Origin of the sequence: Rhizobium sp. BK377 (assembly GCF_014193935.1) — a bacterium.
Lineage (GTDB): Bacteria > Pseudomonadota > Alphaproteobacteria > Rhizobiales > Rhizobiaceae > Rhizobium.
Map to the genome: position 1 here is coordinate 87,215 of NZ_JACIAC010000005.1, position 14,643 is coordinate 101,857.

The 14,643-nt window shown below is 60.5% G+C and carries 8 protein-coding genes; 6 read left to right on the forward strand and 2 right to left on the reverse strand.

The window, feature by feature from the left end; genetic code table 11:
• The first annotated feature begins 356 nt into the window (after positions 1-356).
• Positions 357-1,532 (forward strand): 1-deoxy-D-xylulose-5-phosphate reductoisomerase, encoded by a 1,176-nt coding sequence (gene dxr / locus FHT92_RS20075; RefSeq protein ID WP_183828667.1) that lies wholly within the window; start codon positions 357-359, stop codon positions 1,530-1,532.
• A gap of 33 nt (positions 1,533-1,565) precedes the next feature.
• On the opposite strand, the gene hemA is transcribed toward dxr, so the two are convergent.
• Entirely contained in the window at positions 1,566-2,780 is a 1,215-nt protein-coding gene (gene hemA / locus FHT92_RS20080; RefSeq protein ID WP_183749657.1) for a 5-aminolevulinate synthase, read from the reverse strand.
• 333 nt (positions 2,781-3,113) lie between these two features.
• Here hemA and FHT92_RS20085 point away from each other — a divergent pair, with 333 nt between their 5' ends.
• The 3 genes from FHT92_RS20085 to FHT92_RS20095 all read left to right on the forward strand — a co-directional run bounded on the left by FHT92_RS20085 (position 3,114) and on the right by FHT92_RS20095 (position 11,652).
• Positions 3,114-3,368 carry a YMGG-like glycine zipper-containing protein gene (locus FHT92_RS20085; RefSeq protein WP_183749516.1) on the forward strand — a complete coding sequence of 85 codons (255 nt, stop codon included), beginning with the start codon at positions 3,114-3,116 and terminating at the stop codon, positions 3,366-3,368.
• A 172-nt stretch (positions 3,369-3,540) separates the two neighbouring features.
• Complete coding sequence (locus FHT92_RS20090; RefSeq protein WP_183828670.1) at positions 3,541-5,466, forward strand: autotransporter assembly complex protein TamA; 1,926 nt, start codon at positions 3,541-3,543, stop codon at positions 5,464-5,466.
• A 78-nt stretch (positions 5,467-5,544) separates the two neighbouring features.
• Entirely contained in the window at positions 5,545-11,652 is a 6,108-nt protein-coding gene (locus FHT92_RS20095) for a translocation/assembly module TamB domain-containing protein (RefSeq protein ID WP_183828672.1), read from the forward strand.
• 22 nt (positions 11,653-11,674) lie between these two features.
• On the opposite strand, the gene FHT92_RS20100 is transcribed toward FHT92_RS20095, so the two are convergent.
• Positions 11,675-12,103 carry an Lrp/AsnC family transcriptional regulator gene (locus tag FHT92_RS20100; protein WP_183749513.1) on the reverse strand — a complete coding sequence of 143 codons (429 nt, stop codon included), beginning with the start codon at positions 12,101-12,103 and terminating at the stop codon, positions 11,675-11,677.
• A gap of 131 nt (positions 12,104-12,234) precedes the next feature.
• On the opposite strand from FHT92_RS20100, the gene rocF reads away from it, so the two are divergent.
• Both rocF and rocD read left to right on the forward strand, forming a co-directional pair.
• A complete protein-coding gene (gene rocF / locus FHT92_RS20105) occupies positions 12,235-13,170 on the forward strand; it encodes an arginase (RefSeq protein ID WP_183828675.1) in 936 nt (311 codons plus the stop codon).
• Positions 13,171-13,183: 13 nt separating this feature from the next.
• Positions 13,184-14,383: an ornithine--oxo-acid transaminase gene (rocD, locus tag FHT92_RS20110; protein WP_183749511.1), complete on the forward strand. Its 1,200-nt coding sequence runs from the start codon at positions 13,184-13,186 to the stop codon at positions 14,381-14,383.
• The last annotated feature ends 260 nt before the right edge of the window (positions 14,384-14,643 follow it).

Consider the following 14,643-nt stretch of genomic DNA (forward strand, 5'->3'; position numbering starts at 1 on the left):
TTCACATCGATCGCGCACCGACAAGCACAGAGCGGACGTGGAAGCGCTCGCGTCGAACGCAATGAAGGACGGCGCATGCACGCAATCCCGGTTCCGTCTTCGATTTGTTATGGCCCGCGGCCGGTGGCGCAAATTGCCGGTTGCTCGTCGGACGCATCAGCGCCCAGCGGATTTGCCTTTCGACCGTAACCGGCCTCAGCAAATGATCATCCCCGTGAGGAACGTTATCAGGATCACACCGTGGCGAAGCTATGTAAACCCCTCTGGAGCTGAAATTTGCTGCATCGCACACTTGCTGCCACTTCCGATCCCCTGTAGAGCCGATGCCGGATATGCAATTTTTTGCGAAATCGACTATGATGACGAGCATGATTGCGCCTCGGCGCCTTAGTATCTTCGGTTCGACCGGCTCGATCGGCCAAAATACGCTCAATGTCGTCGATCATCTGGGCGCCCGAGAAAGTTTCGAAATCTCCGTCCTGACCGGCAACGGCAATGTCGAATTGCTGGCGCAGCAAGCAAGATCATCAGGCGCGCGCCTTGCCGTCATCGCCGATGACCGCCACTACGAATCACTGAAGAGCGAACTGTCGGGCAGCGGCATCGCGGTCGCTGCCGGCAAATCCGGCATGATGGAGGCAGCAGACTGCGAGGCCGACTGGGTGATGGCAGCTATCGTCGGCACGGCTGGTCTTGCTCCTACGCTTGCCGCGGCGCGCCGCGGTGCCGATATCGCGCTCGCCAACAAGGAATGTCTCGTTTCGGCAGGCGATCTTTTCATCGAGTCGGTGAAAAAAGGCGGCGGCAAGCTCTTGCCAGTCGACAGCGAACACAATGCGATCTTTCAGGTGCTGGAGGAAAACCAGCGCCATGCCGTTGAACGTATCATTCTGACGGCATCGGGCGGTCCGTTCCGCACATCCTCGCTGGAGGAAATGGCCGATGTCACGGTGGAAACCGCACGCGCCCATCCGAGGTGGTCGATGGGCCTGAAGATTTCCATCGATAGTGCGTCGCTGTTCAACAAGGCGCTGGAGATGATCGAGGCGAAGCACCTTTTCGGCCTGCGCCCCGAGCAGGTGGAGGTGATTGTCCATCCGCAATCGGTCATCCATTCGATGGTCGGCTATACGGATGGCTCCGTGCTGGCCCAGCTCGGCGCACCGGATATGCGCACCGCAATCGGCTATGCCCTTTCCCACCCGCGCCGGGCGAACCTGCCGATCGAGCGGCTGGATTTCGCCAAGCTCGCGCGGCTGGATTTCGAGGCGCCCGATGAAAAACGTTTCCCAGCTTTGCGGCTTGCCCGGCTGGCCATGACGCGCGGCGGCGTGCAGGGCGCGGTGCTCAACGGCGCCAAGGAAGTCGCGCTCGAAGCCTTTATCGAGGGCCGCCTGCCCTTCCTCGCCATGGCCGAGATTACTGAGAAAGTGATGGACGATCTCATTGATCTGCCGGCGGCCGCGACGATGGACGATGTCTTCGCCGCAGATAAGGAAGCCCGGCAGCGGGCTGCCGGGCTCATCCGATAAAGAAATTTTCCTGAAAAATCAGGCGACGTGACTTCAGGCGACGTGACGGGCAAGCGCGCAGCGCGACCAGAGCGAATGCAGCGCGCCGACGAGATGCTCGATATCGGCATCCGAATGCAGCGGCGTCGGCGTGATGCGCAGGCGCTCGGTTTTCTTCGGTACCGTCGGGTAATTGATCGGCTGCACATAGACGCCGCAATTGTCGAGCAGCAGATCTGAGATCCACTTGCATTTCGAGGCATCGCCGACCATGACCGGTACGATATGGCTTGGGTTGGGCATATGCGGAATACCCTGCTGGTCAAGCAGCGTGCGCAACTTTCGCACGCGGTCTTGATGACGAGCCCGCTCGAAGGGGCTTGCCTTGAGATGCCGGATCGACGCGACCGAGCCGGCAGCGAGGGCCGGCGGCAGCGACGTCGTGAAGATGAAGCCCGATGCAAAAGAGCGGATGAAATCGCAGAGCGCCGCGGAAGCTGCGATGTAACCGCCCATGACGCCAAAACCCTTGGCAAGCGTGCCTTCGATGACGGTGACGCGGTCCATCAGGCCTTCACGCTCGGCAATGCCGCCACCGCGCGGACCGTACATGCCGACGGCATGCACTTCATCGAGATAAGTCATGGCGCCATACTTGTCGGCAAGATCGCAGATTTCCTTGATTGGAGCGATATCCCCGTCCATCGAATAGACGGATTCGAAGGCGATGAGCTTCGGCGCTTTAGGATCGGCAGCGGCCAGCTTGGCCTCGAGGTCGGCCACGTCATTGTGCTTCCAGATGACCTTCTCGCACTTGGCGTAGCGAATACCCTCGATCATCGAGGCATGGTTGAAAGCATCGGAGAAAATGATGAGGCCAGGGATCCTGGCACCGAGCGTGCCAAGCGCTGCCCAGTTGGAAACATAGCCTGACGTGAAAGTCAGCGCGGCTTCCTTGCCGTGCAGATCGGCGAGCTCCTGCTCGAGCAGAACATGGTAGTGGTTGGTGCCAGAGATATTCCGGGTGCCTCCCGCACCCGCGCCACAGTGATCGATGGCCTCCTTCATCGCCTCGATCACCTTGGGGTGCTGGCCCATCCCGAGATAATCGTTGGAGCACCAGACGGTCACTTCCTGTTCGCCGTTCGCCGTGTGGCGCGTCGCACGCGGAAAGTTACCGCGATGGCGTTCCAGATCGGCAAAAACGCGGTAACGGCCTTCAGTGTGAAGCCCATCCAGCTCGTTTTTGAAAAACGCTTCGAAATCCATCATATGCTCCAGTTCGTACGGCTGTTTCTTGCTGAGACGACAACCGGACGTCAACCCTTACGTCTCTGATTTAACATCAACTGCGGCAAAAGGCGCCGACTTTTGAATGATTCCAGATAAAAAATATACGAGCCGTGATCGGGGAAATTGATCGACGTCAATTCCGGCGGAAAATCCGCTTTTAATCGTGGAAAGAAACCCGCGCCTTACGAAAAAAGCTCCGCGGTAGTGGACAAGCCTTTCTTGCGACATAGTTTCCGGGCTAGCCTGACAAAAAACAGGTTAGGGACGACATCCGCCCACTGGGGCGCCAAAAAACCTCGGAGAGAAGAGATGAAAAAAATCCTCGTACTCGCATTGGTCGGCCTTTCGATCGCAAGCTGCACGCCCACACAACAAGGTGCCGGTATCGGCGCGGCGTCGGGCGCCATCATCGGCGGCGCAGTCACCGGCAATGTGCGCGGCGCGGCGGTCGGTGCGGCGATCGGTGGCGTTTCGGGTGCGTTGATAGGCAGGGTCGCAGAGCAGCCCGGCCAATGCTATTACCGAGACCAGTATGGTCGCCGCTACATCGACGATTGCCGCTGATATCTGCAATCAGAATGGAAAAGATGGAAATCCCGGACCACGTCCGGGATTTTTTTGTACTAAATTAGTGCGCCAGCAGATTAAATTGGTACACGTGGCGCGATTTTGTCGCTAAGCTTGCTATCGGCTGGGCAACGCAGAGCTTGATTTTAATATAACCCAAAAGCGGCGGATGCGGATTAGAGGGACGGGCCTGAAAACTGGTATTGCGTATCGAGCAGGCGCCGTGATGGTGGTCGCAGCTGCGGCTGCGTTTTCACCCGTCCTCGCGGGCAACGCTTACGCATTCAAGCTTTTTGGCATCACCATATTCGGCAAGGACGAGGACGAGAACCTGCAGGTGCCCGATCCTGTGCGCTATGACGTCGACCTCGAAACTGGAACGGCAGATAGCGACCTCAAAGAGGCGCTGGAGAACAGCTCTCGTCTTGTCGGCGATAAGAACCGTCCGGTTTCGGGGGATCTAGGCGTCGTCGTGAAAGCCCGCGACGACCGCGACAGGCTGATCGCCACACTCTACGAAAAGGCGCGCTACGGCGGCGTGGTGACGATCACCATCGACGGCCGCAACATAGACGATCTGCCGCCGAACCCGACTTTTGACCGCTCAAAGCCCGTCCCAGTGAAAGTGGATGTAGCCCCTGGCCCGATCTTCACCGTGAATGAAGTGCAATTCGGCGGCGATGCTGCGCACCGCAATCCCGCCGATTACGATCTGGCTCCCGGCGAGCAGGCTGGTTCACTGGCCATCATCAAGGCCGGCGATACGATCGTCGACCAGTTGAAAAGCGAAGGAAGGCCCTTTGCCAAACTGACCGAACGACGCGTGGTCGCCGACCATAGCAAGAATACCGTCGATATCGTTCTCGCTGCCGAAGGTGGTCCGGTTGCACCGATCGGCGACGTCGGCGTGACTGGCGAGGAAAGGGTCAAGCCGGAATTCATCCAGCGCTACTCCCGCCTGCGGAAGGGCGAAGCCTATTCGCCCGTAGCGCTGAGGAAGGCGGGCGAGCGCCTGCGGGCGCTTGGCGTGTTCTCCAGCGTGACGATCCACGAGGGTGACGCACTGGCCTCCGATGGTACCTTGCCCATGACGATTGAAGTTTCCGAAGGTAAGCGGCGCTACCTCGGCATCGGCGCACAATATTCGACGATCGACGGTTTCGGCGTCAACGGCTACTGGGGCCATCGCAACCTGTTCGGGGGGGCAGAATCGCTGCGCATCGAAGGCGCCGTTTCGCGGCTCGGCGAAGCGTCCGACCTCGGCGATCTCGATTACTCCGCCGGAATCCTCTTCACGAAACCGGCTTTCATCCATCCGTCCGCCACCTTGAAGGCCGGCATCGTCGCGAAGACGGAAAATCCGGACGCCTATAATGCAAAGCTTGTCACTGCCTCGCTCGGCCTCTCCTACGAATTGACGGATCAGGACACTATTTCCGCAGCCGGCGAGGTGAGCTTCGAGAACGACGACGATGCGTTCGGCAACAACAATTATCTGACCTTCACGCTGCCGATCACCTACGATCGCGACGCCCGCGACGACAAATACAATCCGACCGGGGGCTACCACGCCACGCTGTCCGCAAAACCGGGCTATGAGTTCATGAACGGCACGGTCTATTCGGCTTTCGAGGGCTCGATATCAGGTTATCTCGGTCTCGGTGCCGAAGACGGCGTCGTCCTGGCTGGCAAGCTCGCAGCCGGCACGCTGATCGGCGGCGGCGGTGTCGAGAATATTCCCGCCACCCAGCGTTTCTTTGCCGGCGGCGGCGGCTCTGTGCGCGGCTACGGTTATCAGGAGATTTCGCCCTATAACGAAAACAATGACGCGACCGGCGGCCGCTCCTACGTGACCGGCTCCTTCGAGGCGCGCATCAAGATCACCGACACGATCGGCATCGTTCCTTTCATCGATGTGGGCACGGTTTCGGACGGCATCGCGCCTGATTTTTCCGATATCAGAGCCGGTGCGGGCGCTGGTGTCCGCTATGCAACCCCTTTCGGCCCACTCCGGCTTGATTTTGCCGTACCGCTGAACAAGTACGATGGTGGGACGGATTATGGAATTTATGCCGGCATAGGCCAGTCGTTCTAGGCCAGTTATCAGCAATGCCGATTTCGCAGTGTTTTCCGACCTGTGAGCTGTCATGAAAACGGGATAGTGTCCGCTCTTATGCAAATGTTGGCGAAAATCATGAACTGGATGATGCGGCTCATCGGCTACGGCCTCGGCGCGGCGACCATCCTTGCCGTCATTGCTTTGGCGATCTTCGGCTTCACCTCCTTCGGTGCCCGCATCATCACTGAAAATGTCGCTTCAGCACTTTCCAACCGCGATATGACGATATCGGTGCGCGAACCCGAGGGCCTGCTGACCGGCGGCTTACGCGCAGCCGAGATCACCCTGTCGGACACGCGTGGCACATTTGCAGAAATCCGCGGCATCTCCGTCGACTGGAATCCCCTGGCGCTGTTGACCGGCACCTTCCACGCCAGACAGGTCTCGATCGCCTCCATCGACGTGCGCCGCCGGCCGGTCCGCACTCTGCCTTCGAGGCCAGCTAATCCGGAGGAAGAAAGCGGCGGGGGCTTCCGGCTGCCGCTGAAGATCGATATCGAGCATATTGCCCTGCCGGATATCGCGCTTGGGGCACCTCTGACCGGCCGCGCGTTCTCGCTTGCCGCTACCGGCAACCTCAGAGCCGATGGTGATGGCGGTGAAGGGGTTGTTAACGTCAACCGCCACCAGGTTCCGGACGCAAAACTCTCCGCCGATGTCGCCTTTACCCCGGCAAACAGCCGCCTGCGGCTGAACGCCCAGCTTGCCGAACCGCAGGGCGGCCTCCTCGCTGGCTTTCTCGGCCTGCCCGGTAGCCCGGCCGTCAATATCGCGCTCAACGGCGAAGGTCCGATTTCAGACTGGAACGGCAAGCTGCAGGCTGCCCTCAATGGCCAGCAACGCGCCTCCCTGGAAGGCAAGCACGCGATCACGCCTGACGGCCTGCATCATCTCGATCTCAAGGGCGGCGGCGATGTGAGCTCCCTGCTTCCCATGGCATTCCGGCCGCTTTTTGCGGGCCAGACGAATATCGATGTATCCGCAACCTTCAACGATCACGGCAAAATCGATATTCAGACCGGCAATCTGGCGACCGGCAGCGTCGTCATCGCCGCGTCCGGTACGCTCGATCCTGCCGGCAATAACAGCCTGAATGCCAATGTGCTCGGCACCTCGGGTCCAGTCGATTTCCGCTGGCCGCTTGCCGATGGCGAAGCGCGCTTCATGATTTCAGGTCTCAATCTGGCGATGACCGGACAGGCGCAGGCTGTACGCATTAATGCCAGCGGATCGCTGGATTCAGCCACGATGCCGCAGGCCGATATCGGCAACGTCAAGCTCACGGCCAAGAGCGATGCTTTCAATCTCACCAACAGTGCCGGCGATATCCAGTTGCGCCTCGTCGCGGGTGACGCGACATTCACCGAGCCCAACCTCAGCCGCGCGGTTCAGGGACCGATTACGCTTGTCGCTCCGCTTCAGATTTCACGCAACGGCATCGGCTTCAACGGTACGACGATCGAAAGCGCTAATATCGGCGCCGATCTCAACGGCTCCTATCGCCTGGCTGACAACGCATTGACCGGCAATGCCAAATTGACCGTCCAGTCCGCCGCCCTGCCGATGGCTATCGCCGGAAAGTTCGACGCGCCGATCGACCTCGAAACCCAGGTTGCCGGCACGATCCCCTCCAAGGTGACGCTGTCGAACATCACGATCAAATCCCCGACCATCGAGGCAGGCGGCAACGTCGCGCTCGATGATGACGTGCTGACGGCCGATCTCGCCGGCAAGCTTCCCGATATCGGCAAGCTGTTGTCAGGCACGAGCGGGGAAGCGGCTTACAGCGTCAAGGCAAGCGGCACGCTTCCAGCCCTTGCACTTACCGCCAATGTGAAGGCCGCCAGCCTGCAGATGGCCGATCGCAAGGTCGGCGATCTCAACATCGACCTGACTGGCTTCGCCGATCCCGCCGCTCCGCAGGCGAAAATTGCCGCGACCGGCACGATCGACGGCCAGCCGATCGGCATCAATGGCGACGTCAAATCCGAGAACGGAACGATTTCCGTCCCCGCGCTGACAGCCGATGTCGGCCGCAATCGCCTGGCGGGCAACCTCACGCTTTCATCAGGCATGACGCCGGCGGGTGCACTGACCTTCGACTTCCCCGATATCAGCCTGCTTGCCGCTCTCGGCGGCCAGAAGGCGGAAGGCGACCTCAAGGGTTCAGTCGACATTACCGGCACTGAAGGCAAGATTGCGCTCAAGGTCGCCGCCAGCGGCAGTGGCATCCGCCGCGACACGCTGACGATCGCCAGGCCGACGATCGACGTGACCGTCAGCGATATCAAGGCTTTTGCAGCCAGCGGAACAATAAGGGCCGACGAGTTCGGCGTCGGGACCAATAAGCTCACCGGCATTGCGCTCGATTTCGTCCAGCAGCAGACCCGCACCGACTTCAATCTGGATGCGGGCTATGACGGCAATCCGCTGCAGGCCGCCGGCAACGTGCAGTCGGCAGGCGGCATGATCGATCTCAGTCTCGACCGTTTCGCCGCCAAGCCGCACAACATTCCGGTCGAGCTGGCGTCACCCGCACAGGTCAACATCACCAAGGGAGTTGCCAGCTTGAACGGTCTGACCGTCAAGACCGGCAGCGGCTCGGTATCGGTCACCGGTTCGGCTGGTGAGACCCTGAAGCTCGATGCCGTCATCACTGACCTGCCGGCAAGCCTTGCCAATAGCTTCGTTCCTAATCTTGCCGCCGACGGCACGATTTCCGGTACGGTGAACGTAACCGGGACACCGGCCACCCCCGTCGTCAATTTCAAGCTCGACTGGAAGGATGCGGCCACTAGCCATACAAGGGGGGCCGGCATCGCTCCTCTCGGCATCTCGACATCTGGCACGTTCGCCGACAACCAGCTGAACTTCGATGGCGACATTAGCGGCCCTGACGGTCTTTCCCTGAAGGCGGCGGGCGACGTCGGTCTTGCGGATTCGAACAGCCCGACCCTCAACATCAACGCCGACATCGTCAGCCTGCCGGCGAAGGTCGCCAATGGCTTTGTTCCCGATCTTGCTGCCGAAGGTACGGTTTCGGGTGCGGTCACTGCAACGGGCACGCCCGCAGCACCAGCGGCCGATTTCAGGCTGAACTGGAAAGGCGCCGCGACAAGCCAGACAAAGGCAGCCAGGCTTGCTGGTCTGTCGCTCAATGCATCCGGCAGGTTTGCGGATAACAAGCTCGATTTCGATACGGCGCTCACCGGCAAGGGCGGGCTATCGCTGAAAGCGCTCGGTAATGTCGCTATTACCGGAACCACGATCGGCAACATCAAGGTCGATGCCGAACTTGCGAATGTTCCGGCTAATATCGCCAACGGTTTCGTGAAGGATCTCGATGCCGGCGGTGTGATTTCCGGCACTGCCTCGGCATCAGGGACGCCTGCCGCACCGGCTGCGAATTTCAAGCTCAGCTGGCAGGACGCCACGACGCGGCACACCAAGACGGCCGGCCTGACTGGACTGGACCTTGCGGCAACCGGCCATTTTGCCGACCAGAAACTCGATTTCGATGCCAACCTCATCGGACCGAAGGCCCTGTCGCTGAAGGCGACGGGCAATGTCGAGCTTGCTGGGACGGCAGTGCGCAATCTGAAGGTCGATGCCGATCTCGCAAACCTTCCAGCCGGCCTTGCCAACGGCTTCGTTCCCGATCTGGGCGCTGAAGGCACGATTTCCGGCAAGGCGTCAGCCTCCGGCTCGCTGCCCACACCGGCAGTCACCTTCGATCTGGCCTGGGCGAATGCGGCAACCCGCCAGACAAGGAGCAACGGCCTTACCGATCTCTCCGCCAAGGCCACCGGCAAATATGAAAATAACAGGGTCGATTTCAATGCCAATCTCGGCAGCGGCAATGGCGCGCTGTTGAAGGCGAACGGCGGCGTGACGATCGATGGCGCCGCCATTCGCGACCTCGCCGTCAACGCCGACATTGCCGGCCTGCCCGCAAACCTCGCCAATGGCTTCATGCCTGGTCTTGGCGCCGAGGGCATAATCTCCGGCACTGCCATCACCTCGGGCACGCCGACAGAACCGGTGGTCGATTTCAAGCTCGACTGGGCAAACGCAGCAACAAACCAGACGAAGACCGCCGGTCTCTCTGGCCTGGCGCTTGCCGCCTCGGGCAAATACGTCAGCGACCGACTGGATTTCGATGCCAATCTCAATGGCAAGGGCGGCGTCTCGCTGAAGGCCTCCGGTAATCTTGCGCTGGCTGGCACCACGATCCAGGGCATCGATGCAAAGGCCGATATTGCCAATCTGCCGGCTGCCATCGCCAATGGCTTCGTTCAGGATCTTGGAGCAGAAGGCACCATCACGGCAACGGCCACGGCCTCAGGATCGCTGACCGCTCCCTCCGCCGATTTCAGCATCGACTGGAAAAACGCGGAGACGAAACAGACGAGAACCGCCGGCCTCTCCGGTCTGACGCTCGCCGCTTCGGGCAAACTCAGTAAGGACCGGCTGGATTTCGATGCCAATCTCAACGGCAATGGCAGTGTGTCGCTGAAGGCATCGGGCAATCTCGATATAGCCGGAACGACCATAAAGGGCGTCAATGCCAAGGCCGATGTCACTAATCTGCCGGCGGCCGTCGCCAATGGCTTTGTTCCGAACCTGGGTGCAGCCGGCGCCATCTCGGCAACGGCAACCGCCTCGGGATCGCTTCCCCTTCCGTCGGTCGATTTCAAGGTCGACTGGAAAAATGCCGAAACGAGCCAAACGAAAGGCGCCGGCCTTGCGCCGCTCACCCTCGGCGCCAACGGCAAGCTGGCCGACAACAAGCTGACGGTCGATACCAGCCTTGCCGGCGACGGCGGATTGTCGCTGAAAGGCGGCGGCACTCTTACAATGACAGGCAACCGCGCCATGTCGATGCGCTTCAACGGAAGCCTCCCCTTCGCCGTTCTCGGCGCACAGCTCGCCCAGCAGGGTCTCGTTGCCGAAGGCGTCGCCAATGTGAACCTGGAAGTCAGCGGCACGACGGCTGCCCCTGTCATCAACGGAACGGTCACCACTGATGGCGCAAAGCTGATCGACGTGCGCCGCAACCTCGCCCTCGAAGGCCTCGGCGCGACCATCACGTTCAACGGCCAGCAGGCTGTCATTTCGCGGCTGAACGGCAGGCTCGCAAGCGGCGGCTCGATCTCGGCGAGCGGCTCGGTTGGTATCAGCGGTACCTTCCCCGCCGATCTTTCCATCCGCCTGGACCGAGCGGTCTATGTCGACGGCACGCTGGTAGTCGCAACGGTCGACGGCACGCTCGGCCTTAAGGGACCGCTGCTTTCCAATCCCACGTTGAACGGCCGGCTTCACATCGACAAGGCTTCGATCACCGTGCCGGAGAGGCTGCCGACATCGCTGCGTGAAATCGATATCCGCCATATCCACGCGCCGCCCGCCGTGCTCGCCCAGCTCAGAGACAATGCTCAACAGCAGCCCCGGGAAAAATCCTCGACCATCATGCTGGATATCGAGCTCGATGCACCCTCGCAGATTTTCGTGCGCGGCCGTGGCATCGATGCGGAAGTCGGCGGTAACATCACGATCCACGGCTCGGCTGCCGCGCCCGAAGTTGCTGGTGCCTTCACCATGCGCCGCGGCCGTCTGACGATCCTCAATCGCCGTCTCAATTTCTCCGATCGCAGCCGCATCACATTTGCCGGCGACCTGACACCCGCCCTCGACTTGGAGGCCACGTCCACGTCAGGTACGACGACGCTCACGGTGGATGTCGCAGGCCTCGTGACCGACCCCGCCATAACCTTCTCCTCGTCGCCTGCCCTGCCGCAGGACGAAGTGTTGGCCCAGCTCATCTTCGGTCAATCCATGTCCCGGCTGTCGCCGGTGCAGATCGCCCAGCTTGCCGATGCTGTCAGCCAGCTCGCCGGCAATCGCTCAACCTCACTCTTCGAGGGGCTCCGCAACCAGCTCGGCGTCGACGACCTCGACATCAGCACGGACGAAAAGGGCCGGACCAGCGTCAGTGTCGGCCGTTATCTCAACGAACGGACCTATTTCGAGCTGCAGCAAGGCGGAGAAGCCGGCGCCAAGGCCATCATCAATCTGGATGTCGGCCGCGGAGTGAAGCTGCGGGGTGCTGCCGGTGGCAACGGCGCAGGCGAAGCCGGCATCGTCTACGAGCATGAATATTGAGGCCAGCCTGGAAGACAGAAGCCTAAAAGCTCGTCTTGCTGGTCTTCAGCAGAATGCTGGTTTCGGTAGTATTGATTCCGTCGATGAGGCGTATCCGGCGCAGCGTCTCATCGAAGGAGACGAGGTCACGGTCTTCGAGCTCGGCGACGAAATCCCATTTGCCATTGGTGCTGTGCAGCGCGCGCACCTGCGGCAAGCCGCGCAGTTGGGTAGCGACCTTGTCGGCAAGCTTGCCGTGCACTTCGATCATGACGATCGCCCGGACACCGGCCGAACGCGTCTCGTGACCGGTGCGGATCGTGAAGCCGGCGATCGTGCCGTTTTCGACCAGTCGGTCGATGCGCGTGGCCACTGTGGCCCGTGAAGCACCAGTCATGGCGGCAAGCGAGGAGACGGAGATTCGTGCATTGTGCCGAAGCGCACTCAAAAGCTCGTTGTCGAGGTCGTCCATGTTTTCACTTTGTCAAATTAGCTTTATCAATCTGCGCAATCATAATCCATTTCTGACCTTTTTCCATCTATTTGTCGCCGCCACTTTATCCCACTATTGGCCGAAACAGGCCTCACAACGGAGCCCGAGGAATGGAAGTACAAACTCAATCTGTCGCCCTTATCGGTGTTCCCCTTGAAGAGGGTTCCGGCCGCAGAGGCGCGGGAATGGGGCCGACAGCATTGCGCATCGCGGGTATCGACAAGGCGCTTGCCGACCTCGGCCACACCGTTGTTGATACCGGCGATCTCAGCATCGTCCCGGCCAGGGACCTTCCCAATCATCCGAAGGCACATAATCTGCGCGTCGTCGGCGCCTATACGCGTGCGCTCGAAGCAGCCACCTATGATGCAGCGAAAGCCGGCCACTTCCCGCTGATCCTCGGTGGCGACCACAGCCTTTCCATGGGCAGCGTCTCGGGCATGGCGCGTTATGCCGCCGAAGAGGATCGCCCGCTCTTCGTGCTGTGGCTCGACGCCCATTCGGATTTCAATACGCCGGAGACCTCGCCGTCAGGTAATATTCACGGCATGCCCGTCGCCTTCTTCTGCGGCCTGGCGGATTTCGCCGAAATCCTGCCGAAGGACCGCGCACTCATCGATCCCCAGAAGATCTTCCAGGTGGGTATCCGCTCGGTCGATGCCTCCGAGCGCGTCGAAATCCGCAAGCACGGCGTCAACGTCTTCGACATGCGCTCGCTCGATGAACAGGGCGTGGCTGTAATCCTCCGCCAGATCCTGGAAACGATCGAGAAGGCAAACGGCCTGCTGCATGTCAGCTTCGACGTCGATTTCCTCGATCCCGATTTTGCGCCCGGCGTCGGCACCACCGTGCCCGGCGGCGCCACCTTCCGCGAAGCCCACCTGATCATGGAGATGCTGTCCGACAGCGGCCTCGTCTCCTCGCTCGACCTCGTCGAGCTTAATCCCTTCCTTGATGACCGCGGCAAGAGCGCCCGCATCATGGTAGAGATGACGGCAAGCCTCTTTGGTCGCCGTATCTTCGATCGCCCCACACGTGCCGCTTAAGGGAGCACCGGCCATGAACATCTCGTCGAACCTCATCGCCACCGAACAGCGTCTTGGAGCCAATAACTACAAGCCGCTCGATGTCGTGCTGACGCGGGGTGAAGGTGTTCATGTCTGGGATACGGATGGCAAGCGCTATCTCGATTGCCTGTCGGCCTATTCGGCCGTCAACCAGGGCCATTGCCATCCGAAGATCCTTGCCGCCATGGTCGAGCAGGCCGGCCGCCTGACGCTCACCTCGCGCGCCTTCCGCAACGACCAGCTCGCCTATCTCTATGAGGAGTTGGCGGCACTGACCGGCTCCCACAAGATCCTGCCGATGAACTCGGGTGCCGAAGCCGTCGAGACCGCCATCAAGGCGGTTCGCAAATGGGGCTACGAGGTGAAGGGCGTCCCGGAGGGCAAGGCGGAGATCATCGTCTGCGCCAACAATTTCCACGGTCGCACGCTGAGCATCATCAGCTTCTCGACTGACCCTGACGCCCGTACCGGCTTCGGCCCTTACACGCCGGGCTTCCGCATCGTTCCCTTCGGTGATGTCGAGGCCTTCGAAGCCGCCATCAATGCCAACACCGTCGCAACACTGATCGAGCCGATCCAGGGCGAGGCTGGCGTCATCATTCCGCCGGCCGGTTACTTCACCCGCGTGCGCGAACTCTGCACAGCAAACAACGTCACGCTCATCCTCGACGAAATTCAGACCGGCCTTGGCCGCACCGGCAAGCTGCTCGCCGAAGAACATGAAGGTATCGAGGCCGACGTGACGCTCATCGGCAAGGCGCTTTCCGGCGGCTTTTATCCGGTCTCGGCAGTGCTTTCGAATTCGGAAGTCCTTGGCGTGCTCAAGCCCGGCCAGCATGGCTCGACCTTCGGCGGCAACCCGCTGGCTTGTGCGGTCGCCCGCGCGGCGCTGAAGGTATTGACCGAAGAAGGAATGATCCAGAACGCCGAGACGATGGGCGACTATTTCCTCGAAGGTCTGCGCTCCATTCGCTCCAACATCGTCAAAGATGTGCGCGGCCGTGGCCTGATGCTCGCGGTCGAATTGGAGCCGGAGGCCGGTGGTGCCCGGCAATATTGCTATGCGTTGAAGGATCGCGGTCTTCTCGCCAAGGATACGCACGACCACACGATTCGCTTTGCACCACCACTCGTCATCAATAAGGAACAGGTGGATTGGGCGGTAGAGCAGATCGAAAAAACCCTCACCTGAAGTAAAGCAGAATATATTACGGCAATCGTCAAATCCTCGTGCGAACAATCCACTGGGATTGTCGAAAATCTAATAGGGCCGTCGACGTTCTGGATCAGAGCACACAGCAGAATGCCGCCATGGGTGGAGGAGGCGACGGCGGCAGCGCCCCACTTTCATCCGAGGCAGAAAACCTTCGCGATCTCGTCTTACAGTTTAGATTTGGGCAACACTCTTCCGTTAATGTCTTCGATAACCGTAACGATGCTTCGCTAAGTGCA

Excerpts from the sequence above, each read along its gene's own strand:
- dxr (WP_183828667.1), top strand. The coding sequence starts at position 357 with ATGATGACGAGCATGATTGCGCCTCGGCGCCTTAGTATCTTCGGTTCG.
- FHT92_RS20090 (WP_183828670.1), top strand. The coding sequence starts at position 3,541 with ATGCGGATTAGAGGGACGGGCCTGAAAACTGGTATTGCGTATCGAGCA.
- FHT92_RS20100 (WP_183749513.1), bottom strand. The coding sequence starts at position 12,103 with ATGGACGACCTCGACAACGAGCTTTTGAGTGCGCTTCGGCACAATGCA.
- rocF (WP_183828675.1), top strand. The coding sequence starts at position 12,235 with ATGGAAGTACAAACTCAATCTGTCGCCCTTATCGGTGTTCCCCTTGAA.
- FHT92_RS20095 (WP_183828672.1), top strand. The coding sequence starts at position 5,545 with ATGCAAATGTTGGCGAAAATCATGAACTGGATGATGCGGCTCATCGGC.
- hemA (WP_183749657.1), bottom strand. The coding sequence starts at position 2,780 with ATGGATTTCGAAGCGTTTTTCAAAAACGAGCTGGATGGGCTTCACACT.
- rocD (WP_183749511.1), top strand. The coding sequence starts at position 13,184 with ATGAACATCTCGTCGAACCTCATCGCCACCGAACAGCGTCTTGGAGCC.
- FHT92_RS20085 (WP_183749516.1), top strand. The coding sequence starts at position 3,114 with ATGAAAAAAATCCTCGTACTCGCATTGGTCGGCCTTTCGATCGCAAGC.